The sequence below is a fragment of the Spongiibacter sp. UBA1325 genome (assembly GCF_002306875.1).
Taxonomy (GTDB): domain Bacteria; phylum Pseudomonadota; class Gammaproteobacteria; order Pseudomonadales; family Spongiibacteraceae; genus Spongiibacter; species Spongiibacter marinus.
In genome coordinates this window covers 26,591-46,763 of sequence record NZ_DBTD01000001.1, presented here as the reverse complement: position 1 = coordinate 46,763, position 20,173 = coordinate 26,591, and the positions used below count along the sequence as shown (strand labels likewise).

Here is a 20,173-nt window from a genome sequence, read left to right as displayed (position 1 = left end):
TTTACATCAGTGCACGTCTTTCCAGTACTCGCGGTTAAGCAGGTAAGCAAAAACGAAGAACAGCGCAATAAACGCCAGCACATAAACGCCGATGCGCTTACGCTTCGCTTGTACAGGTTCTCCCATGTACTCAAGGAAGTTCACCAGGTCGTAGATAACGGCATCATACTCTTCCGGAGTCAACGACCCTTCGGTAGCGTAGGTGAAACTGCCACATGGGTTCAGGGCATTGCCGTTTTCATCGAAAAGCACATCTTCACCCGTTAACGGGTCGCGCAGTATACCACCATTGGCCGCCTGCACCGGGCCCGGCGCACACTCAGGCATACCCTGCAGCTCAGCGAGAACGTGAGGCATACCAACATCTTTAAACACGCGGTTATTTACGCCGTATGGACGTGAAGGGTCAGCGTGAAAAGTGCGCAAGTAGGTGTAAAGCCAGTCGGGGTTACGCGCACGCGCAACCAGCGTCAGATCCGGTGGCGCAGCGCCAAACCATTTCTTTGCTTCGGCCTCATCCATGGCATTGGTCATCAATGCACCGATTTTGGCCGACTGATCGAACTTAAGGTACTGCTCAAACAAGTCTTCGGGGATATTCAGGTCGTTGGCAGTACGCTGATAACGCCCGTACTGCAAAGAGTGGCACCCCATACAATAGTTCATGTAGGTTTGGGCGCCACGCTGCAAGGACGGCAGGTTGGTAACGTCCGTCTGAATTTCATCGCAATCCATAGTGCCGCAGTTATGCGCTGACTCCGCACCGACCGCCTTCAGCGGAACGATGGTCAACAGCGCAACGACCAGCAGAACGCCCATGCTCTTCCAGAAGCCCATGCCGCCATCGGTCACCCGGGTCGGCTCAGCTTTAGTCGCTTCCCACTTGGTCCAGAAAGGCATTAGCAGGAAGAAGGCAAAGTAAATCACTGAGCAAATTCGAGCCAGCAAAGTACGGCCTTCGGTCGGCGCCTTAACACCCAGCACACCCAAGATCAGGAAGGCTGCCGCAAACAGTACGATAGCAATCTTACTGATACGCCCTTTATAGCGAATGGACTTCACTGGGCTGCGGTCAAGCCAAGGCAACAGGAACAGAATCGCTACAGACGCGCCGAATGCAACGAAGCCCCACAGCTTATCGGGAACGGCACGCAGCACCGAGTAAAACGGCGTGAAGTACCAAACTGGAGCAATGTGCTCAGGCGTCTTCAAACCATTGGCGATTTCAAAGTTCGCAAACTCGATGAAATAACCGCCCATTTCAGGCATGAAGAAGATGATGCTACAGAAGACAAACAAGAACACCGCCACCGCTGTCAAATCGTGCACGGTGTAGTAAGGGTGGAACGCCACGCCATCCAGGGGGATGCCGTTCTCGTCCTTGTTCTTCTTGATCTCAACGCCGTCAGGGTTATTGGAGCCCACTTCGTGGAGCGCAAGGATGTGCAGAACAACCAAGGCCAGAAGAATAATCGGCAGCGCAACAACGTGCAGCGCAAAGAAGCGGTTCAGGGTAATACCAGAAATCAGGTAGTCACCGCGGATCCACTGCACAATATCTTCGCCGACAACCGGAATGGCGCCGAACAGCGAGATAATTACCTGCGCACCCCAGTATGACATTTGACCCCATGGCAATACATAACCAACGAAGGCCTCTGCCATCAGCGCCAGGAAGATGAACATACCGAATACCCAAATCAGCTCACGGGGCTTCTTATACGAGCCGTAAAGCAGGGCACGGAACATGTGCAAGTAGACAACAACGAAAAACGCCGATGCTCCGGTTGAGTGCATATAGCGTATGATCCAACCGTATTCGACATCACGCATGATGTATTCAACGGAGCGGAACGCCTCCTCAGCACTCGGCGTGAAGCTCATTGTCAGCCATACACCGGTCAGCAGCTGGTTTACCAACACCAGCAACGACAACACACCGAAGAAATACCAGAAGTTAAAGTTCTTAGGTGCATAGTACTTACCCATATGGGTATCCCATGCACGCATAATTGGTAGGCGGGCATCAACCCAGTCGCGCAGACCAATTAACATCTTCATTACGCAGCCCCCTGATCGACACCGATGACGAGTACATTGTCACCTTCGTATGAATATGGCGGAATATCCAAGTTACGCGACGCAGGTGAGCCCGCGTAGACGCGACCAGACAGATCGAAGCGTGAGCCGTGGCAAGGGCAGAAGAAGCCGCCTACCCAGGCATCGCCACCCAAGTCGGGAACACCGACTTCTGGACGGTGCTTAGGCGCGCAACCCAAGTGGGTGCACAAGCCGATCAAAACGAGATACTCAGAACGAATAGAGCGAGCAATGCCTTCAATGTACTCCGGCTGCTGCGCGCCTTCAGATGCGGGGTCTTTCAAATGTGTTTCGATAGTAGAAAGCTCTTCGATCTGCTTTTCTGTGCGGCGCAGTACATAAACTGGCTTACCGCGCCACTCTACTACGACCATTTGGCCCGGCTCTAATTTACTGATATCTGCCTTTACCGGTGCACCTGCCGCTTTAGCTTTGGCACTGGGATTCCAAGAGCCCACGAATGGCGTTGCCACCCCAACTACGCCTGCGGCACCGACCACCGAGGTAGCTGCGGTCAGAAAGCGCCGACGCCCCGTGTTTACGCCGTCATTACTCATGACGTTTCCCCCATAACATACGAATAATCAGACTAAACCGCCCCAATAAGGGAGCGACAGCTAATTTCAAGTGGGCCAAATACTAATGAACTTGGCCCGGACTGACAATCAATTCCCTGCTCGCCAGCATTATCCCGCCTCTCAAACGGGCAAAAAAAAACGCCCACAGTTTTTCTGTTGGGCGTTTTCCGATAGCCGCCAAAGCGCCTTCCGGCCATTCGGCCGCAGTGGTTAACGCTTGGAGAACTGTGGCTTTCTACGCGCTTTACGCAGACCAACCTTCTTACGCTCAACTTCACGAGCATCACGAGTCACGTAACCGGCTTTACGCAGGTCACCACGCAAGGCTTCGTCATACTGCATCAGCGCACGTGTAATACCGTGACGAATCGCACCGGCCTGACCAAAGCTGCCGCCACCGCTGACGTTTACTTTGATATCAAACTTCTCAACCATATCGACCAGCTCCAGAGGCTGACGAACGATCATACGAGCAACTTCACGACCAAAGTATTGATCTAGCTCACGATCATTGATCGAAATTTTACCGCTTCCCGCCTTCAGAAAGACGCGAGCTGAAGAAGTTTTACGGCGACCAGTGCCGTAATATTGAGTGGCTGACATAGTACGCTTCCGTTAAATATTCAGTTCGATGGGCTGTTGGGCAGTGTGAGGATGCTCAGCGCCAGCATAAACTTTCAGTTTCTTGAACATAGCTCGACCCAGGGGGTTTTTAGGCAGCATGCCTTTAACCGCACCCTGAATAACTCGCTCGGGGGCTTTATCGATCAGCTTTTCGAAGCTGATTGACTTCAAACCACCGGGGTAGCCAGTGTGATGATGGTAAATCTTGTCTGTCGTTTTCTTGCCAGTTACGCGAACTTTCTCCGCGTTGACAACAACAATGTAGTCGCCGGTATCGACATGAGGCGTGTACTCAGGCTTATGCTTACCGCGCAAGCGATGCGCAATCTCACTGGCCAGACGACCCAATGTTTTGTCGGCGGCGTCAACCACGAACCAGTCGCGAGTGACATCGTTGGGTTTTGCACTAAAGGTTTTCATGAATCTCGCCTATGGGGACCGTACCGAACAAAGAGCGCGAATACTACATAAGCGCCAAATGATTTTCAAGCTAAAAACACAGCTTTCTTAAACAAACACCGCGAGAGCAAGCCGCCACTATGGGCGGTGCTCTCGCGCCAGATATTCCTTGGACTGCATTTCGAGCAAACGGCTCTGGGTACGCTCAAATTCAAAATCTAATCGTCCGCCAGCATACAGCGACGCCAACGGTGCGGCTGCAGACAATACCAGTTTTACATTGCGGTCGTAAAACTCATCGACCAAATTTATAAAACGTCGCGCCTGGTCATCTCTTCCGGCGCCCAGTATTGGCACATTGCCAATCACCACGGCGTGGAAGATTCTCGCCAGCTCGATATAGTCGTACTGACTTCTGGGGCCATCACACAGCTCATCGAATTCAAACCACGCCACGTCGTCAGCCACTTGCTTGGCGACAATATTTCGCCCCTCTATATCCAGCGCAACATTCGCCTCGGGTGCCTCGGGCGCCAAACTGGTGAAGCTACGCTGCAAGCTGGCCTCCGCCTGGTCGTCCAGGGGGCTGTGGTACAACTCTGCCTGCTCGAGGGCCCGCAGACGGTAGTCCACCCCACCATCGACATTCACAACCTCAACATTTTCTTGAATCAAGGCGATAGCCGGCAGAAAGCGCGCCCGTTGCAAGCCATCTTTGTACAATTGGTCGGGAACAATATTTGAGGTGGCAACCAGCACCACGCCGCGCTCAAACAAGCGTTCGAACAAGCCTGCGAGAATCATGGCATCGGTGATATCGGAGACAAAAAACTCGTCAAAGCAGATGACCCTCGCCTCATCCGCTATGCGGTCTGCCACCATAACCAGGGGGTTTTTCTCCCCGGCAAGGTCCTTTAGCTCGCGATGAACGCGCTGCATAAATCGATGAAAGTGCGCACGCAGCTTATCGTCAAACGGCAGAGTGTCGTAAAACGTGTCCATTAAATACGTTTTGCCGCGCCCCACTCCACCCCAAAAATAGAGCCCTTTAATGGAGGCAACCGGCGGCGCTTTGCGAAACCTGGCAAATACTCCTGCCAAACCGCGCCCCTGAATTTTCGGCGGTGCAGCAATCAGCTCCTCGTACAAACGCTGCAAACACGCAACAGCATGCGCCTGAGCTTGGTCATGGGAAAACCCGCCCGACTCAATATCTCTCTGATAGCGCTGTAGAGGTGAAGACATACTGCTCTCCCTAGTTTTGACGGCGGCAACTTTACCCAGCGCAATGCCAATTGGCAATTTTTCGCTTCAGCTGGCTGCCCCAATCATCCGAGCCAGTTATACTGTGGCGAAACACGGCAACATGTCGTGAGCAAGGAGGAAACACTGTGTACGAATTGAGCACCCTGATCGCCGTAGCCATTATCTGCCTGCTGATAGGCAGTGCCGCAGGCTACTTTATGCTCAGCCGCATCAGGCCAGAACAGCAGAGTCGCGCTGCCTTGGAAAAGCAGTTTAATGACATGCAAAAGCAGCAACAGGACTACCAGCAAGAAGTCAGCGGCCACTTTGACCGCACTGCAGAGCTACTCAACGACCTTGCTGAAAGCTACCGCAATGTTCACAACCACATCGCCAGTGGCGCACGCGACCTGCACAGCACGGGCATCAGTCCCCTGCAAACCCTTCCCGAGGGCCGCCCCGTACTCGAGGGCAACCCCGCTGCCGGCAAACCTTCTCAGCAGCCACTGGACTATGCGCCGCGCCAACCGGGCAGCAAGGGCGCCCTCCATGAAGAGTTTGGCCTGGACAAGGACTCAGAATCCGAACAGGAACCTAAACCGCCGGTGGCGCCCCACGCCTAACCCCGCTTACGCTGGGTTATCAACATCGATAAACTGATGCTCGATTCCCAGCGTCTCCGCTAGCTTGGCGCCAAGCGCGCGCACGCCGTAGCGCTCGGTGGCGTGGTGGCCCGCCGCAATGTAGTGCAGCCCCTGCTCCCTTGCGCTGTGAATGGTCGGCTCCGATACCTCGCCACTCAGGTAGGCATCTACCCCCAACTCTGCCGCACGATCGATATACGATTGCGCCGCGCCGGTACACCAGGCAATTCGGTGAATGGGGTGCTCCCCCACCTCCTCCAGCAGTGGCTCTCTCCCCAAAACGCTGGCCACTTTGGCAGCAAAGTCGCGCGCGGCCATCGGCTCACTCAAACGCCCCACATTGCCGACCGGCCTGGCCGAACCATCCAACCCCGACTCCACCACAAACCCCAGCTCTTTTGCCAACTGAGCGTTATTACCCAGCACCGGGTGGGCATCCAAAGGCAGGTGGTAGGCAACAAGGCTAACGCCGCTCTCTAACAGCCGCTGGAGGCGCCGGCGCTTCATACCTTTCACGCAGGGGTCCTCTCCGCGCCAAAAAAAACCGTGGTGAACCAGCAGGACATCAGCGCCTGCGTCCACAGCAGCATCAATCATCGCCTGACTGGCCGTCACGCCACTAACGATACGCCGCACCTCAGCCCGCCCTTCTACTTGCAGGCCGTTCGGGCAGTAGTCCGTAAATGCCTCAGGTTCCATGATAGCGTTCGCCTCCGCCACCAACTCTTGCAAACTCGTCTCCTGCAAACTCGTCGCCACATTTCCCCCTTGTTAATTCGGAATCGTTCACATTCGTGATAGGCTATCACGCCCCGCCGGACGCCAGAACCACAGCCTGCTCCCGGCTAACGATTATGCTGCTGAAAATTGAGGCGCTGCGGTGAAACTGCACTTTCTGAAAACGCTTTTCTGGCCGAGTATCTGCGGATTGCTACTCGGGCTCTTCATCCTCTCTTATCAGCCAGGCGGCGCAGCACCTGGCGATTTTTCAGCAGCCGTGGAGAAGGCAGCACCTGCGGTCGTCAACATCTACACCACCAAAGTGGTACAGCAGCGCCACCCTCTTGCCAACGACCCCCTGTTCAAGCACTTCTTTAACCGCAGCGGCAGGGCACGGCAACACTTGGAGCGCAGCCTTGGCTCGGCGGTTATCGTCGACAAGCGCGGCTATCTGCTCACTAACTTTCACGTTATTAAAGATGCCGACGAAATTTTGGTGATGCTGCAAGACGGCCGCCAAGCGCTGGCCAGCGTGATCGGCAGTGATTCCGACACCGATCTGGCGGTACTCAAGATTGACCTGGAAAACCTAACCGCGATCCAAGCCGGGCAGCCAGAGCAGGCGCGGGTTGGCAATATTGTGCTGGCCATCGGCAACCCCTACGGCTTTGGCCAAACCGTAACCCAGGGGATCATCAGCGCAACGGGACGCTATGGACTGGGTTTGAGCCAGTTCGAAAACTTTATTCAAACCGACGCCGCGATCAACCCCGGCAACTCCGGCGGTGCATTGATCGACCGCGACGGCAAGCTCCTGGGCATTAACACGGCGATTTATACCCAGAGTGGCGGCTCCACAGGTATTGGCCTTGCGATACCCACCGACCTTGCGCTGCGCACGATGAACGACCTCATCCGCTACGGACGGCCGGTACGCGGCTGGCTGGGGATTGAAGTTCAGCCTCTGGGCACAGGCACCAATGGCGTGGTTATCACAGGCCTGGCCAGGAATGGTCCAGCGGCCACCGCGGGCCTTCAGCTGGGTGATATTTTAACGGAGATCAACGGCGAGAAAGTTGGCGACGGCCACGCCGGGATGAGACTCATCACCGACACCCGCCCTGGCGAAACCGTTCGACTAGGCCTGCTGCGCAGCAACAAACCATTCTCGGTAACCACTAAAGTTACGATGCGCCCTGAGCAACAGGGCGGCTAGCGGGGAAAGCGAGCGTCGAAAGACGCCAACAACTGAGCATGCTGCTCGGCAGTGCCCACGGTAATACGCAGATAATTATCGATACGCGGCTGCTTGAAGTGCCGCACAATCACCCCATCCTCTCGCAGGGCCGCGGCAATATCCGCGGCTGCCAGCGTCCGGTGGCGCGTGAACAAAAAATTCGCCGCAGAGGGCAGCGACTCAAACCCACGCTGGCTGAGCTCAGCGCGCAAGCGCTCACGTTCGGCAATCACCGCATCACAGCACTGCGCAAAGTACTCGCGATCGTTAATCGCCGCTTCCGCCCCCGCTAATGCCAAACGGTCCAATGGATAGGAATTGAAGCTGTTTTTTATCCTATCCAAAGCGTCAATCAGCTCTGCTGAACCAATCGCCAAACCCACTCGCAGGCCCGCCAAGGAGCGCGACTTGGAGAAGGTTTGCGTTACCAGCAAATTGGGATATTCATTCACCAAGCCGACCGCCGACTCGCCACCAAAGTCGATATACGCCTCATCAACAACCACAACGGTTTCGTTGTTCACCGCCAGCAAACGACGAATTTCATCCAAGGGCAGCAAGCGTCCAGTGGGGGCATTGGGGTTAGGGAAAATAATGCCACCATTGATGCCGGTGTAGTCACTGACATCTATCGCAAAATCGTCCGTTAACGGGATGCGCTCAAAAGGAATGTTATACAGCTGGCAATACACGGGGTAAAAGCTATAGCTGATATCGGGAAAGAGCAGCGGGCGGCCGTGTTGGAATAGACCATTAAAAATATGAGCCAGCACCTCGTCGGAGCCATTCCCCACGAACACCTGATTGGCTTCAACGCCATAATAATTAGCAATCGCCGCCCGCAAGCTGTCCGCATTTGGGTCCGGGTACAACCGCAAATCATCACCCAGTGCCGCTTGCATTGCCTCGATAGCCTTAGGCGACGGTGGGAAGGGATTCTCGTTGGTATTGAGCTTCGTCAACTTGCTCAACTTGGGCTGCTCGCCCGGCACGTATGGCTCGAGCTCTTTGACGCGAGGGCTCCAAAACCTACTCATCGCCACCCCCATCCCGGAGTCGATACTCGGCACTTCGCGCGTGTGCCGTCAGCGATTCACCACGCGCCAACACCGACGCGGTTTCAGCGAGCACAGCAGCGCCGGCGGGAGAGCAGTTAATCACCGAGGAGCGTTTTTGGAAGTCATACACGCCAAGCGGCGATGAAAAACGCGCAGTGCCTGACGTCGGCAGCACGTGATTCGGTCCTGCGCAGTAATCCCCCAAGGCTTCCGGGGTGTGCCTGCCGAGAAAGATCGCTCCTGCATGACGGATCTGCGGTAAATATTGCTCGGGCTCGTCAACGGATAGCTCTAAGTGCTCCGGCGCAATGCGGTTCACCAGCTCGATAGCTTCCGACATATCCGCCACAGCGATCAGCGCGCCGCGCTCACTCAGCGAACGCCGGATCATATCCTCGCGCTCCATTGTCGGTAAAAGTCGGTCGATGCTTGCCGCCACTTGATCCAGATATTCCGTGCTGGGCGATATCAATAATGATTGCGCGTCTTCGTCGTGTTCGGCCTGCGAGAACAAATCCATGGCGATCCAGTCAGGATCGGTTTTGCCATCACAAACGACCAGTATCTCGGAGGGGCCCGCGATCATGTCCAAGCCCACGCTACCAAACACTTGCCGCTTTGCCGTGGCGACATAGATATTGCCAGGCCCGACGATCTTATCCACCTTGGGAATGGTTTCGGTACCATAGGCAAGTGCCGCAATCGCCTGCGCGCCACCTATCGCAAACAACCGATCCACCCCGGCAATGGCAGCAGCGGCCAAGACCATATCATTCACCTGACCACCCGGCGTGGGGGACACGGCAACCAACTCAGCCACCCCAGCCACTTTGGCTGGAATTGCATTCATTAATACTGACGAAGGATAGGTTGCCTTGCCACCCGGCACATACAAACCCACGCGATCCATAGGCCGCACTTGCTGGCCAAGCACCGTTCCATCAGCCTCTTGATATTGCCACGACTCCTGACGCTGATGCTCATGGTACAAACGAATTCGCTCCGCCGCCCGCTCCAGAGCCTGCCGCTGCTGTGCATCAATACGCTGCAATGCCGCGTGCAACTGTTGCTGGCTGAACTCCAGCTCGGCAACTGACGCCGCTTCCACGTTATCGAAACGGCGCGTGTAGTCCAGCAGCGCCGAGTCGCCGTGCTCACGTATATCGCCCAGCACACCGGCGACCGTACTCACTACGCCCGCATCCGACACAGAGTCCCAGGCGAGCAAAGCATCGAGCCGGGCATCAAAGTCCGGCGCGCTGCGGCTCATTCTGTTGATCACTGCCTTGCTCATTTTCAGGCCTCCGCGGCTCGTGCGCTAACTGCCTTTTCCAAATCGTTGATAATGCCCTGAATGACCGCGTGCTTGCGCTTCATTGCCGCCCGGTTCACCACTAACCGCGAACTCACTGGGGAGATCAGTTCCAGGGGCTCCATACCGTTCGCTCGCAAGGTATTACCAGTATCAACGATATCGACGATTAGATCGGCAAGATCCATCAGCGGCGCCAGCTCCATGGCACCGTAAAGCTTGATCAATTCCACTTGAATACCGCGCTCGGCAAAGTGGCGGCGCGCAACGTTTACAAACTTTGTCGCAACGCGCACGCGCCCTTGAGGCAGCGGCTCGCCCACCCGCCCAGCGGTCATTAGCTTGCACCGCGCGATGTTCAGATCCAGAGGCTCATACATGTCCTCAGCCCCTAACTCGAGCAGCATATCTTTACCGGCAATGCCGATATCAGCCGAGCCCAGCTTTACGTATGTGGGTACGTCCGTACCTCGAATCACGATCAATTGAATATGGGGATGATTTGTCGAGAAGATCAACTTTCTGCTACTGGAAATATCCTCCAGCGGTTCAATACCCGCCTCCGCCAAAAGAGGCAGCGTCTCTTTGAGAATACGCCCCTTCGTTAGCGCTATGGTAATTGGCTGATCCACGCTTACAACTCCCGAATTAGGCTTTACCGCCAATACTTGCGGCAATGGCCAGACTAATATTTTTTAACTGCTGACCCGGCGAATGTCGGCGCCGAGCGACAAGAACTTTTCTTCAATACACTCGTAGCCGCGGTCAATATGGTAGATGCGGTCCACGAGTGTCTCACCGTCAGCCACTAAACCAGCAATCACCAGACTCGCCGACGCGCGCAAGTCGCTGGCCATTACCGGCGCACCTTTCAGGCGTTCTGTTCCGGTAATCAACGCGGTATTGCCATCGACGCTAATGTTCGCACCCATACGATTCATTTCGTGGGTTTGAATCAAGCGGTTTTCAAAGATGGTTTCGCTCACTTTGGCAACGCCCTCAGCCACCGCATTCATCGCCGTGAACTGCGCTTGCATATCTGTGGGGAATCCCGGGTATGGCACCGTCTTGAAACTCACGGCCTTGGGACGTCGGCCTTCCATATCCAGGCTAATCCAGTCTTCGCCATGCTCAATTTTCGCGCCGGCTTCTTCAAGCTTAACCAACACAGCATCTAGCGTGTTGGGATCGATATCCCGCAGTTTAATATTGCCGCGCGTTGCTGCAGCGGCAACTAAGTAGGTTCCCGCCTCTATGCGGTCTGGCATCACCGAATAACTGCAGCCACCTAACTTTTCTACACCATCAATGGTGATGGTTGCACTACCATGGCCGGAAATCTTGGCTCCCATCGCGATTAAGCAATTCGCCAAGTCAATAATCTCTGGCTCTCGCGCCGCATTTTCCAGAACTGTTCGCCCCTCGGCCAAACACGCCGCCATAAGAACATTCTCGGTGCCGCCGACGGTGACCATATCAAACAAAATATGGGCGCCCTTCAACCGCCCGTTGGGACAGGTTGCGGTAATGTAGCCTTCATCGACGTCGATCTGCGCGCCCATGGCCTCCAGGCCACGCAAATGCTGATCAACAGGACGGCTGCCGATCGCACAGCCGCCGGGGAAAGACACTCTGGCGCGCCCAAAATGGGCCAAAAGCGGACCAAGCACTAGGATCGACGCCCGCATGGTTTTCACCAATTCGTAGGGCGCGGTGGTCTGCTTCGTTGTGGCACCGTTGATTTCAACGCAGAGTTTCTCGTCAACCAACAGCTCAGTACCCATGCTACGCAGCAGGGCGATCATGGTAGTAATATCGTGAAGATGGGGCAGGTTACTGACTCTTACCGGCTCACTGGATAGCAGAGTCGCCGCCAGTATCGGCAGGGCCGCATTTTTTGAACCTGAAACGCGTATCTCTCCGCTGAGCGGACCACCGCCGCGGATTAACAATTTATCCATGAGAGCTCCTGCGCCGCCAACTACCTATTTGCCCATCAGGCTTCGGCAGGGGTCAGCGCCTTAATATTAATAGCGTGGAGAGAACCGTCTTTAATCCAGTCGTTCACGGCGGCATATACCAGCTGCTGACGCTTCACCGGGCGAAGACCGGCAAAGGCATCGCTGATCACTTGCACATCGTAATGATTACCTTCCCCACTCACTTCAAAAACACCATCTGCGAAGTGTTCGCGGAGTCGCGCCAGGATCTGTTCTGCTTGCATGCCTAAGGTATTCCGTAAATACAAAAATTAGGCGACGAATTGTACGCAATTGCGGCGGTCTTGGCGAGAAGACCGCCGCAGGTCTTCACTTGGCGGCCTGCTCCATCACCTCTCTCGGAGCAACCGTCCAGTTGTCGATCACTTTATCAATGTCGCCATCATAGGTCGCCACCGCGGTAGTGAACTGGTTTTGGTAGATCAACCCCAAATTCAGCCCCTCTATGATCACGTTGCGCAGCATCCAGTTACCGTCGCGCCCACGGCGAAGGGTATAAACAACTTCATAGGGCTCAGCGCGCTCGCCGTAGATGTGCTGGCGCACGCCGACGCTACCGGACAAATCCGCATCAGCAGGCAGCGGAAGTACTTCTATTTTGTTGCCGTTGAAACCAAGCAGACCCTTTGCGTAGGTGTTGATCAAACCGTCTTTGAAGTTCTTGGTAAAGCGAATCACATTGTCGCGAAATTGCTCGCGCTCCTCTTTGGTTCGCAAGCTCTGGTAATACGCACGACTACCGTATTTGCCCATTACCCCGCGAGCAAAGCTCTGGAAATCCACAACCTCATCCATAATTCGACGCACTTCGTCGTTAAAGCGTTGCGGATCTTCGGCAACGTACTCGCGCGCCTCTTCAATCACTTTCATCAATTCCTGCGTGGTACCCGCCACCACTTCATGAGGCCCGCGCTGTGCGTCAGCCGCCGACACGGCGCCCGCAAATATCACCAAACCCAGCGCCAAAAGCATTTGTTTGAACATTTTTTTATCTCCGATAGTTAAGCCACGACCCGCGTTACCGCGAATAGCCTGCTCTACACCCTTGCTAAGACAGCAGTTTACGGAATTGGCTCCCCGCACGACGACGAGGTAAACCTGTTAATTTTTCACATTGGAAATTATCATAGCGAAAATTAGCCGCCGCTTAACGGCATTATTGCAATAACGAGGTTTCCTCCCAACGATGGCATCTTCTTATCTCGACACTGCTAAACGCGTTATTCGCATGGAAGGAGACGCCGTCGACGCGCTCGGCGAGCGTATCGACGACAGCTTTAATCGCGCCTGCGAACTTCTTCTAAACTGCAAGGGCAGAGTCGTTGTCACCGGCATGGGTAAATCGGGCCACATCGGCAACAAACTGGCGGCGACCCTGGCCAGTACAGGCACCCCCGCATTTTTTGTACACCCCGGGGAGGCCAGCCACGGCGATATGGGGATGATTACCGCCGGCGACGTGGTGATAGCCCTGTCAAACTCGGGGTCAACTGCAGAACTGGTCACCCTGATCCCGCTGCTTAAGCTGCTGGCCGTACCCGTGATCGCCATGACGGGAAAGCCCAACTCGGAGCTCGCCAGCAGCGCGGATGTCCATCTCGACGTCGGCGTAGAACAAGAGGCCTGCCCACTGAATCTTGCCCCGACATCCAGCACGACCGTAACACTTGTAATGGGCGATGCGCTCGCCATCGCGTTACTGGAGGCCCGCGGCTTCACCGCCGATGATTTTGCCTTCTCTCACCCCGGCGGCGCGCTGGGTCGACGCCTGCTGCTGAAGATTGACAATATTATGCACACCGGGGAAGCCATACCGCACATCAATACTGGCGCCAAGCTCAGCGATGCCCTGCTGGAAATGAGCAGTAAGGCGCTGGGTATGACCACGGTACTCAATGAAGACGGCAGCCTGGCGGGTATTTTCACAGACGGCGACTTGCGGCGCGCGATCGACCGCGGCATTGACATTCACCAGGCGAAAATAGACGACGTGATGACCGCCAACTGCCGCAGCATCAGGCCCGGCACACTGGCCGCAGAAGCACTGCGCATTATGGAAGATAATAAAATCACCGTCTTGGTCGCTCTGGACGATCACGCAAAGCCAGTAGGCGTGATCCACACCCACGACCTGCTTAAAGCCGGCGTCGCCTAAAACAGGGAACACCATGCAAACCATTCTCGAAAAAGCAAAAACGGTCACCCTACTGGCAATGGATGTCGACGGCGTACTGACCAACGGCAGCCTGTACTTTGGCAATAGCGGCGAGGAAATGAAAGCGTTCAGCATCCTTGACGGGCTTGGTATTAAACTGCTGCGCGACGCCGGCATCCGCCCCGCAATTATCACCGGCAGAACCTCTGAACTGCTGCTGCGACGCGCGCGAGAACTGAGCATCGAGTTAATCTACCAAGGCAGGGAAGACAAAGGCACGGCACTCGAAGAACTGCGCCAAGACCTCAAACTAAGCTACGATCAAATCGCCTACGTGGGTGACGATTTACCCGACTTAGCCGCGATTCGAGCAGCGGGCCTGGGCATTACCGTCGCCAATGGTCACCACTTCGTAGCACGCCATGCCGACTGGCAAACGCGTGCCGCGGGGGGCAGCGGCGCTGTGAGAGAGATCGCCGAGCTTATTTTGATGTCTCAAGGCAAGCTCAACGACGCACTTGAGCAGTTCCTGTAAATGGCTGCGCCGTCATTCAATATCAATGCTGCATCGGTCCTATCGGTACTGGCCGCTATCGCGGGCACCGTGATCTACCTCACGCAATTTAGTGAGAGCGGGAAATTGAGCCTGACTGACAGCTTCGAAGCCATCCCCGACGTTGACTCCCACCTCCAGGGCATCGAAGGCTTGAAATATCGCCAAGACGGCAATGTGGCATACCGCTGGCGCGCAGACAGTGCCGAACGCATGATTTCCTCGGGCAGCATCCAGCTCAATCAGCCCTTTTACATCGGCAATATCGGCGAGCAGCGGCCGTGGACGGCGCAAGCCATTACCGGCACACTGTCACAAAATGGCCAACAACTGCAGTTGCGTGGCAGTGTTGTTGTTGAAGACTTAATTCGCGAAGCGCAAATCCACACAGAGCAACTCAGCATTGACCTGGAGCAAAGCCTGGTTGCGACGGATCAGCCACTGCGACTGCAACTACCCAATGGCGAAACCCAGTCGGAGGGCATGACGGCCGACCTCGTTAACGAGAAAGTCGAGCTGCTCGCGAAGGTAAAAGGATACTATGAACCGCAATAATCTACCCACCTTCGCTATTAGCGCCCTGCTCTGCCTCGCCAGCAGCGTGCATGGCTTGCCCGATGATCGCCGCCAGGCCATCAACCTCAGCTCAGACAAAGCCACCTATGAAAACAATCGCGGCATTTACACGGGCAACGTCAATATGTCGCAGGGCAGCCTGATTATTCGTGCAGACAAGCTGATTATTGTCGAGGCTGACAGAAAAGTAACCAAGGTTATTGCCCATGGCAGCCCCGCCCATTTTGAGCAACAACCCCGCGCCGGGGAAGGCGTCGTGGTCGCCAGTGCTCGACTCATAGAATACAGCCTAAATGCCGAGGAAATCCTGCTGCAAAAAGATGCCACCATCCGACATCAAGGCTCAAAGATCAGTGGCGATCGCATTGTATACAGCGGGCGCAAGCAAATGGTCATTGCCGATGGCGGCAGCCACAAACTCGATGGCAGGGTACAAATGACCCTACAGCCTCAGCAGGGCGTGAGTGATACCGATAGCCCCGCGCCAAGCACCACCCCCGACACCCCGGAGACTCCCCGCTAACATGCCCGTATTGAAAGCCAGCAACCTCGCTAAAGCCTACAAAGGCAGAGAGGTAATCAAAGACGTCTCCCTGAGTATTAACAGCGGTGAAATAGTCGGCTTGTTGGGTCCCAACGGGGCAGGGAAAACAACCTGTTTTTACATGATCGTCGGCATCGTCAACGCCGACCGTGGCCGCATTCAGCTCGACGACAAAGACCTGACACCACTTTCCATCCAGGGTCGGGCCAAACACGGCGTCGGCTACCTCCCTCAGGAAGCATCCATATTTCGGAAGCTGAGCGTCGCTGACAACATCATGGCGATATTGGAGACCCGCAGCGACCTGAATCGCAAGCAACGCAAAGAAAAGCTCGATGCACTGCTACAAGAATTTCACATTGCCCATATTCGCCAATCGCCGGGTATGGCGCTCTCGGGCGGGGAACGGCGCAGAGTAGAAATTGCGCGAGCACTGGCCACCGAGCCCAGTTTTATTCTGCTCGACGAGCCCTTTGCCGGGGTAGACCCCATATCGGTGAACGATATTCAGCAAATTATTCGCCACCTGCAGGCGCGCGGCATCGGCGTCCTGATTACCGACCACAATGTGCGAGAAACCCTCGATATCTGCGAAAAAGCCTACATAGTTGGCGAAGGTCGCATCGTTGCTGAGGGCAATGCCGAGGCCGTACTCAACAACCAAATCGTGCGGGACATCTACCTCGGCGACACATTTACCCTTTGATCAAAAAATCGGCACAGCAATTGCTTTAAACGCCTATTGCAGCGGTGCGGCTGCGGGACTACACTGACCCTGAAGCATCGTCGTTTATGACTACATAACGGCATTTAATCCCTCAGGTATGGTTGTAGTAGAAGTCATTGCCTATGAAACAATCGCTCCAGCTAAAAGTCGGTCAGCAGCTGACCATGACGCCCCAGCTGCAACAGGCGATTCGTTTATTACAGCTCTCCACCCTCGACCTTCAACAGGAAATTCAGTCGGCACTGGACTCCAACCCCCTGCTGGAAGTAGAGGAAGACAGCGACAGCCCGGAACCCCAGAGCAGCAACAGCCAGAGCGAAAGTAACGCCAATGAGGCTGACAGCAAAACGACCTCTGCTGAGGAGGCGCCCAGCAACGACGCCGACAGTGAATGGGCCGAGCGCAGCGACATCCCCGAAGATTTGCCGGTAGACAGCCAGTGGGAAGACGTCTACCAAAGCTCTGCACCAAGCTCCTCCGCGGCCGGTAGCGCCGACGACGACTACAACAATGACTATCGCCACGGCAGCTCAGAGTCGCTCCAGGACCACCTGCGCTGGCAACTCAACCTCAGCCGGCTCTCAGAACTTGACCGCATCGTCGCCGATGCCATCATCGACGCGATCGATGAAAAGGGGCGGCTCACCGTCAGCCCCGAAGAGCTGGTGGACGCCTTCGACGACGACAATATCGAAATAGAAGAAGTGAATGCAGTCCTTCACCTCATCCAGCAGTTTGACCCCCCCGGTGTTGGCGGCCAGGACCTTCAAGAATGCTTGTTAATTCAACTTCGGCAGCTCTCCCCAGACACCCCATACCTGGCTGAAGCGCTGCAGATTGTCGAGCAGCACATGCCGCAGCTCGGCAACCGTGATTACAACCAAATCATGCGTCGCTGCCGGCTAAAAGAAGACCAACTGCGCGACACCCTGGCACTCATTCAAACGCTGAACCCCACTCCTGGTGACTGCGTGGGCAACGACGAAACAGAGTATGTGGTACCAGACGTATTCGTCAGCAAAAAAGAAGGCCGCTGGCTGGTTGAGTTAAACCCGGACATTGCCCCGAAAATACAAATTAACAGCCACTACGCATCGCTCGCCAAAGACAGCGGCACCAGCAGCGACAAAGACTATATTCGCGACAACCTACAGGAAGCGCGCTGGTTCATTAAAAGTCTGCAGAGCCGCAACGAAACACTGATGAAAGTCGCCACCAAAATTGTTGAGTATCAGCGCGGGTTCCTGGAGTACGGCGACGAAGCGATGAAACCGCTAGTGCTCCACGACATCGCCGATGCGGTGAGCATGCATGAATCGACGATCTCACGGGTTACCACGCAAAAATATATGCATACCCCGAGAGGCATCTACGAACTCAAATATTTTTTCTCCAGCCACGTCTCGACCGATACCGGAGGAGAATGCTCCTCCACGGCGATTCGTGCACTAATCAAAAAATTAATTGCCGCAGAAAATCCCAAAAAACCGCTAAGCGACAGCAAAATCACCCAACTGTTGGCCGAGCAAGGCATCAAAGTTGCCCGGCGAACCATTGCAAAGTACAGGGAATCACTAGTCATTCCGCCCTCTAACGAACGGAAAAGACTGGTCTAATAAGGCCCCAAAAGGCCCAAACAACGCGCCGGGAGGCGCCGGATGTTCTCAGCGATGAAGGAGCAAGATATGCAAATAACCGTCAGTGGTCACCATGTTGAAGTTACCCCGGCACTTCGCGATTACGTCAACAACAAACTCGCCAAGCTGCAACGGCACTTCGACAATATCACCAATACCGACGTTACCTTGTCAGTAGAAAAGCTGGTTCAAAAAGCTGAAGCCACCGTACATGTGGCCGGCGCCGATCTGTTCGCCACCTGTGAATCAGAGGATATGTACGCGGCCATCGACAGCCTCACCGACAAGCTCGATCGCCAGCTTATTAAACACAAGGAGAAAAACCTGGGCCACTAAAGGCCCGGGGATGTTCCGGAAACGTAAACATGACCCTTGATTCAATACTCAGCCCCGGACGTACCCACTGCGGTACGTCTGTGGGCAGCAAGAAACGCCTACTGGAACAAATTTCTATTTTTGTCAGTGAGGATAATGCGCAATTCAACGCCGACGAACTGTTCAACGAACTGCTCGCCCGCGAGCGACTCGGAAGCACCGGTATCGGGCACGGGGTTGCGATTCCCCACTGTCGCAGCCAGCAGTGCACCGAAATTACCGGCATGCTGCTTAAACTTGCCGAGCCTATCGACTTCGAAGCGATAGACGACCAACCCGTGGACTTAGTGTTTGCGTTGATCGTCCCTGCCGAAGCACACGACGAACACATTAAAGTGTTGGCAAGCTTGGCCAACGCCTTCAACGATGACGCTTTCCGCCAGCAGCTTCGCAGCGCAGACAGCGACAGCAGTCTTTATGAACGTGCGGTAGCCAGCTAGGCGTGAAGCTTATCATTCTCAGCGGCCGCTCAGGTTCGGGCAAAAGCACGGCGCTGCACCAGCTCGAAGACGAAGGCTTTTACGCCATCGACAACCTGCCGGTGTCACTGCTGCCCGCACTCGTTGCCGAACTCTCTCAAAGCACACTGAAAGTTCATCAGCAGGTTGCTGTCTGTATCGATGCGAGAAACTCACAAACAGAGCTCGCCCGCTTCCAAGAACTGTGCAAACAAGTTCGAAGCCTGGCCAGCTTGCGTATTCTTTTTTTGGATGCCAGCGACGACAAGCTCATTAAGCGTTTTAGCGAGACCCGTCGACGGCATCCACTGAGCACCGACTCCCAGCCGCTTAGCGACGCGATAAAGCAAGAGTCTGCGCTGTTGGAGCCCATCGTCGCCGAGGCATCGCTGACCATCGATAGCAGCGACATGACTGTGCATCAATTGCGCGCCACCATACGTGACCGCGTTCTCGGCGTCGACGCTAGCCGCATGGCATTACAACTAAAGTCCTTCGGCTTTAAGCGCGGCCTACCCATTGATGCCGACCAGGTCTACGATCTGCGCATGCTCCCCAACCCTCACTGGGACGAGGCGCTGCGCAGCCTCAGCGGCCGCGACGACGCCGTTCAGCACTTCCTCGATGCCCAGCCGCAAGTCCAACAGATGTATAGCGACATACTCACTTACCTGCTGCGCTGGCTGCCTGAGATAGAATCTGCCGGTCGCAGCTACTTCACCATCGCGATCGGTTGCACGGGTGGACAACATCGCTCAGTATACATGGCCGAAAAGCTGGCTAAGGCGCTTCGCGACACCTGTCCTGGCCTGCAAGTTCGCCACCGCGAACTTCAGCACTAACCTGGGCTGGACAAGGCGATGCAAGAAATCCAAATTCCTATCATCAATAAACTCGGCCTTCACGCCCGTGCTGCGTCCAAATTCGTGACCACCAGCACCGCATTTGCCTCTCGCATTCAGGTGTCGGCGGGGCAGCAATGGGTCGACGGAAAAAGCATCATGTCGGTAATGATGCTCGCGGCCAGCAAAGGCATGACACTGCACATTCGCTGCGAAGGGGAAGACGAACAAGCAGCCCTCGACGCTCTCGTCGACTTGATCGAACGCCGCTTTGACGAAGGCGAATAAATCAAATACTGCGCATTTCAGCGCGATTTCGCCCGTCTGCAATTGTTGCCCAGCGAAGATTAAAGGATAATTCTCGCCACACTGTGTGACTGCTATCCAGC

24 protein-coding genes are annotated in these 20,173 nt (G+C 55.3%); 12 read left to right on the top strand and 12 right to left on the bottom strand.

Annotation, left to right across the window (positions count from 1 at the left end; genetic code table 11):
* Positions 1 to 6 precede the first annotated feature (6 nt).
* From B3K78_RS00250 to zapE, 5 genes are all read right to left on the bottom strand, one after another.
* Entirely contained in the window at positions 7 to 2,061 is a 2,055-nt protein-coding gene (locus tag B3K78_RS00250) for a ubiquinol-cytochrome c reductase (RefSeq protein ID WP_286693857.1), read from the bottom strand.
* Positions 2,061 to 2,657 (bottom strand): ubiquinol-cytochrome c reductase iron-sulfur subunit, encoded by a 597-nt coding sequence (gene petA / locus B3K78_RS00245; RefSeq protein WP_204997290.1) that lies wholly within the window; start codon positions 2,655 to 2,657, stop codon positions 2,061 to 2,063. The genes B3K78_RS00250 and petA overlap by 1 nt, the downstream gene beginning before the upstream one ends.
* Positions 2,658 to 2,888: 231 nt before the next feature.
* Positions 2,889 to 3,281: a 30S ribosomal protein S9 gene (gene rpsI / locus B3K78_RS00240; protein WP_204997289.1), complete on the bottom strand. Its 393-nt coding sequence runs from the start codon at positions 3,279 to 3,281 to the stop codon at positions 2,889 to 2,891.
* Between the two features lie 12 nt (positions 3,282 to 3,293).
* On the bottom strand, positions 3,294 to 3,722 hold the full coding sequence (gene rplM, locus B3K78_RS00235) for a 50S ribosomal protein L13 (RefSeq protein ID WP_204997288.1): 429 nt from the start codon (positions 3,720 to 3,722) through the stop codon (positions 3,294 to 3,296).
* 117 nt (positions 3,723 to 3,839) lie between these two features.
* A complete protein-coding gene (gene zapE / locus B3K78_RS00230) occupies positions 3,840 to 4,946 on the bottom strand; it encodes a cell division protein ZapE (RefSeq protein ID WP_286693856.1) in 1,107 nt (368 codons plus the stop codon).
* Between the two features lie 146 nt (positions 4,947 to 5,092).
* On the opposite strand from zapE, the gene B3K78_RS00225 reads away from it, so the two are divergent.
* Positions 5,093 to 5,569: a Z-ring associated ZapG family protein gene (locus tag B3K78_RS00225; RefSeq protein WP_204997286.1), complete on the top strand. Its 477-nt coding sequence runs from the start codon at positions 5,093 to 5,095 to the stop codon at positions 5,567 to 5,569.
* A gap of 6 nt (positions 5,570 to 5,575) precedes the next feature.
* On the opposite strand, the gene B3K78_RS00220 is transcribed toward B3K78_RS00225, so the two are convergent.
* The gene (locus B3K78_RS00220) at positions 5,576 to 6,349 is read right to left on the bottom strand and encodes a Nif3-like dinuclear metal center hexameric protein (protein ID WP_414711274.1); all 774 of its coding nucleotides are present in this window, start codon (positions 6,347 to 6,349) and stop codon (positions 5,576 to 5,578) included.
* A 121-nt stretch (positions 6,350 to 6,470) separates the two neighbouring features.
* Between B3K78_RS00220 and B3K78_RS00215 the strand changes: the two genes are divergently transcribed.
* The gene (locus B3K78_RS00215; protein ID WP_286693855.1) at positions 6,471 to 7,526 is read left to right on the top strand and encodes a trypsin-like peptidase domain-containing protein; all 1,056 of its coding nucleotides are present in this window, start codon (positions 6,471 to 6,473) and stop codon (positions 7,524 to 7,526) included.
* On the opposite strand, the gene hisC is transcribed toward B3K78_RS00215, so the two are convergent.
* From hisC to B3K78_RS00185, 6 genes are all read right to left on the bottom strand, one after another.
* Positions 7,523 to 8,584 (bottom strand): histidinol-phosphate transaminase, encoded by a 1,062-nt coding sequence (gene hisC, locus B3K78_RS00210; RefSeq protein ID WP_286693854.1) that lies wholly within the window; start codon positions 8,582 to 8,584, stop codon positions 7,523 to 7,525. The genes B3K78_RS00215 and hisC overlap by 4 nt on opposite strands.
* On the bottom strand, positions 8,577 to 9,899 hold the full coding sequence (gene hisD, locus B3K78_RS00205) for a histidinol dehydrogenase (protein WP_286693853.1): 1,323 nt from the start codon (positions 9,897 to 9,899) through the stop codon (positions 8,577 to 8,579). Before hisD ends, hisC begins: the two co-directional genes overlap by 8 nt.
* Positions 9,900 to 9,901: 2 nt before the next feature.
* Positions 9,902 to 10,549, bottom strand: coding sequence for an ATP phosphoribosyltransferase (gene hisG, locus B3K78_RS00200; protein WP_286693852.1), 648 nt, complete (start codon positions 10,547 to 10,549; stop codon positions 9,902 to 9,904).
* A gap of 63 nt (positions 10,550 to 10,612) precedes the next feature.
* Positions 10,613 to 11,878, bottom strand: a complete 1,266-nt coding sequence (murA, locus tag B3K78_RS00195; protein ID WP_286693851.1) for a UDP-N-acetylglucosamine 1-carboxyvinyltransferase — start codon at positions 11,876 to 11,878, stop codon at positions 10,613 to 10,615.
* A gap of 35 nt (positions 11,879 to 11,913) precedes the next feature.
* Positions 11,914 to 12,141, bottom strand: a complete 228-nt coding sequence (locus B3K78_RS00190) for a BolA family protein (RefSeq protein WP_027874562.1) — start codon at positions 12,139 to 12,141, stop codon at positions 11,914 to 11,916.
* An 85-nt stretch (positions 12,142 to 12,226) separates the two neighbouring features.
* A complete protein-coding gene (locus B3K78_RS00185; RefSeq protein WP_286693850.1) occupies positions 12,227 to 12,901 on the bottom strand; it encodes an MlaC/ttg2D family ABC transporter substrate-binding protein in 675 nt (224 codons plus the stop codon).
* A gap of 202 nt (positions 12,902 to 13,103) precedes the next feature.
* Here B3K78_RS00185 and B3K78_RS00180 point away from each other — a divergent pair, with 202 nt between their 5' ends.
* From B3K78_RS00180 to B3K78_RS00135, 10 genes are all read left to right on the top strand, one after another.
* Positions 13,104 to 14,072, top strand: coding sequence for a KpsF/GutQ family sugar-phosphate isomerase (locus tag B3K78_RS00180; protein WP_286693849.1), 969 nt, complete (start codon positions 13,104 to 13,106; stop codon positions 14,070 to 14,072).
* Positions 14,073 to 14,085: 13 nt separating this feature from the next.
* Entirely contained in the window at positions 14,086 to 14,607 is a 522-nt protein-coding gene (locus tag B3K78_RS00175) for a KdsC family phosphatase (RefSeq protein ID WP_204997280.1), read from the top strand.
* Positions 14,608 to 15,180 (top strand): LPS export ABC transporter periplasmic protein LptC, encoded by a 573-nt coding sequence (gene lptC / locus B3K78_RS00170; protein WP_286693848.1) that lies wholly within the window; start codon positions 14,608 to 14,610, stop codon positions 15,178 to 15,180.
* On the top strand, positions 15,167 to 15,724 hold the full coding sequence (gene lptA / locus B3K78_RS00165; RefSeq protein WP_286693847.1) for a lipopolysaccharide transport periplasmic protein LptA: 558 nt from the start codon (positions 15,167 to 15,169) through the stop codon (positions 15,722 to 15,724). Before lptC ends, lptA begins: the two co-directional genes overlap by 14 nt.
* A 1-nt stretch (position 15,725) precedes the next feature.
* The gene (gene lptB, locus B3K78_RS00160; protein WP_204997277.1) at positions 15,726 to 16,451 is read left to right on the top strand and encodes an LPS export ABC transporter ATP-binding protein; all 726 of its coding nucleotides are present in this window, start codon (positions 15,726 to 15,728) and stop codon (positions 16,449 to 16,451) included.
* A 143-nt stretch (positions 16,452 to 16,594) separates the two neighbouring features.
* On the top strand, positions 16,595 to 18,088 hold the full coding sequence (locus B3K78_RS00155; RefSeq protein ID WP_204997276.1) for an RNA polymerase factor sigma-54: 1,494 nt from the start codon (positions 16,595 to 16,597) through the stop codon (positions 18,086 to 18,088).
* A gap of 69 nt (positions 18,089 to 18,157) precedes the next feature.
* Positions 18,158 to 18,445: a ribosome hibernation-promoting factor, HPF/YfiA family gene (gene hpf, locus B3K78_RS00150; protein WP_204997275.1), complete on the top strand. Its 288-nt coding sequence runs from the start codon at positions 18,158 to 18,160 to the stop codon at positions 18,443 to 18,445.
* Between the two features lie 29 nt (positions 18,446 to 18,474).
* Positions 18,475 to 18,924: a PTS IIA-like nitrogen regulatory protein PtsN gene (ptsN, locus tag B3K78_RS00145; RefSeq protein WP_204997274.1), complete on the top strand. Its 450-nt coding sequence runs from the start codon at positions 18,475 to 18,477 to the stop codon at positions 18,922 to 18,924.
* 2 nt (positions 18,925 to 18,926) lie between these two features.
* On the top strand, positions 18,927 to 19,784 hold the full coding sequence (gene rapZ / locus B3K78_RS00140; protein WP_286693846.1) for an RNase adapter RapZ: 858 nt from the start codon (positions 18,927 to 18,929) through the stop codon (positions 19,782 to 19,784).
* Between the two features lie 18 nt (positions 19,785 to 19,802).
* Positions 19,803 to 20,072: an HPr family phosphocarrier protein gene (locus B3K78_RS00135; protein WP_027874573.1), complete on the top strand. Its 270-nt coding sequence runs from the start codon at positions 19,803 to 19,805 to the stop codon at positions 20,070 to 20,072.
* Positions 20,073 to 20,173: the final 101 nt, after the last annotated feature.

What these genes read in the sequence shown, in the direction of transcription:
- B3K78_RS00250 (WP_286693857.1), bottom strand. Translation starts at nt 2,061, where the DNA reads ATGAAGATGTTAATTGGTCTGCGCGACTGGGTTGATGCCCGCCTACCA.
- petA (WP_204997290.1), bottom strand. Translation starts at nt 2,657, where the DNA reads ATGAGTAATGACGGCGTAAACACGGGGCGTCGGCGCTTTCTGACCGCA.
- rpsI (WP_204997289.1), bottom strand. Translation starts at nt 3,281, where the DNA reads ATGTCAGCCACTCAATATTACGGCACTGGTCGCCGTAAAACTTCTTCA.
- rplM (WP_204997288.1), bottom strand. Translation starts at nt 3,722, where the DNA reads ATGAAAACCTTTAGTGCAAAACCCAACGATGTCACTCGCGACTGGTTC.
- zapE (WP_286693856.1), bottom strand. Translation starts at nt 4,946, where the DNA reads ATGTCTTCACCTCTACAGCGCTATCAGAGAGATATTGAGTCGGGCGGG.
- hisC (WP_286693854.1), bottom strand. Translation starts at nt 8,584, where the DNA reads ATGAGTAGGTTTTGGAGCCCTCGCGTCAAAGAGCTCGAGCCATACGTG.
- hisD (WP_286693853.1), bottom strand. Translation starts at nt 9,899, where the DNA reads ATGAGCAAGGCAGTGATCAACAGAATGAGCCGCAGCGCGCCGGACTTT.
- murA (WP_286693851.1), bottom strand. Translation starts at nt 11,878, where the DNA reads ATGGATAAATTGTTAATCCGCGGCGGTGGTCCGCTCAGCGGAGAGATA.
- B3K78_RS00190 (WP_027874562.1), bottom strand. Translation starts at nt 12,141, where the DNA reads ATGCAAGCAGAACAGATCCTGGCGCGACTCCGCGAACACTTCGCAGAT.
- B3K78_RS00185 (WP_286693850.1), bottom strand. Translation starts at nt 12,901, where the DNA reads ATGTTCAAACAAATGCTTTTGGCGCTGGGTTTGGTGATATTTGCGGGC.
- B3K78_RS00180 (WP_286693849.1), top strand. Translation starts at nt 13,104, where the DNA reads ATGGCATCTTCTTATCTCGACACTGCTAAACGCGTTATTCGCATGGAA.
- B3K78_RS00175 (WP_204997280.1), top strand. Translation starts at nt 14,086, where the DNA reads ATGCAAACCATTCTCGAAAAAGCAAAAACGGTCACCCTACTGGCAATG.
- lptC (WP_286693848.1), top strand. Translation starts at nt 14,608, where the DNA reads ATGGCTGCGCCGTCATTCAATATCAATGCTGCATCGGTCCTATCGGTA.
- lptA (WP_286693847.1), top strand. Translation starts at nt 15,167, where the DNA reads ATGAACCGCAATAATCTACCCACCTTCGCTATTAGCGCCCTGCTCTGC.
- lptB (WP_204997277.1), top strand. Translation starts at nt 15,726, where the DNA reads ATGCCCGTATTGAAAGCCAGCAACCTCGCTAAAGCCTACAAAGGCAGA.
- B3K78_RS00155 (WP_204997276.1), top strand. Translation starts at nt 16,595, where the DNA reads ATGAAACAATCGCTCCAGCTAAAAGTCGGTCAGCAGCTGACCATGACG.
- hpf (WP_204997275.1), top strand. Translation starts at nt 18,158, where the DNA reads ATGCAAATAACCGTCAGTGGTCACCATGTTGAAGTTACCCCGGCACTT.
- ptsN (WP_204997274.1), top strand. Translation starts at nt 18,475, where the DNA reads ATGACCCTTGATTCAATACTCAGCCCCGGACGTACCCACTGCGGTACG.
- B3K78_RS00135 (WP_027874573.1), top strand. Translation starts at nt 19,803, where the DNA reads ATGCAAGAAATCCAAATTCCTATCATCAATAAACTCGGCCTTCACGCC.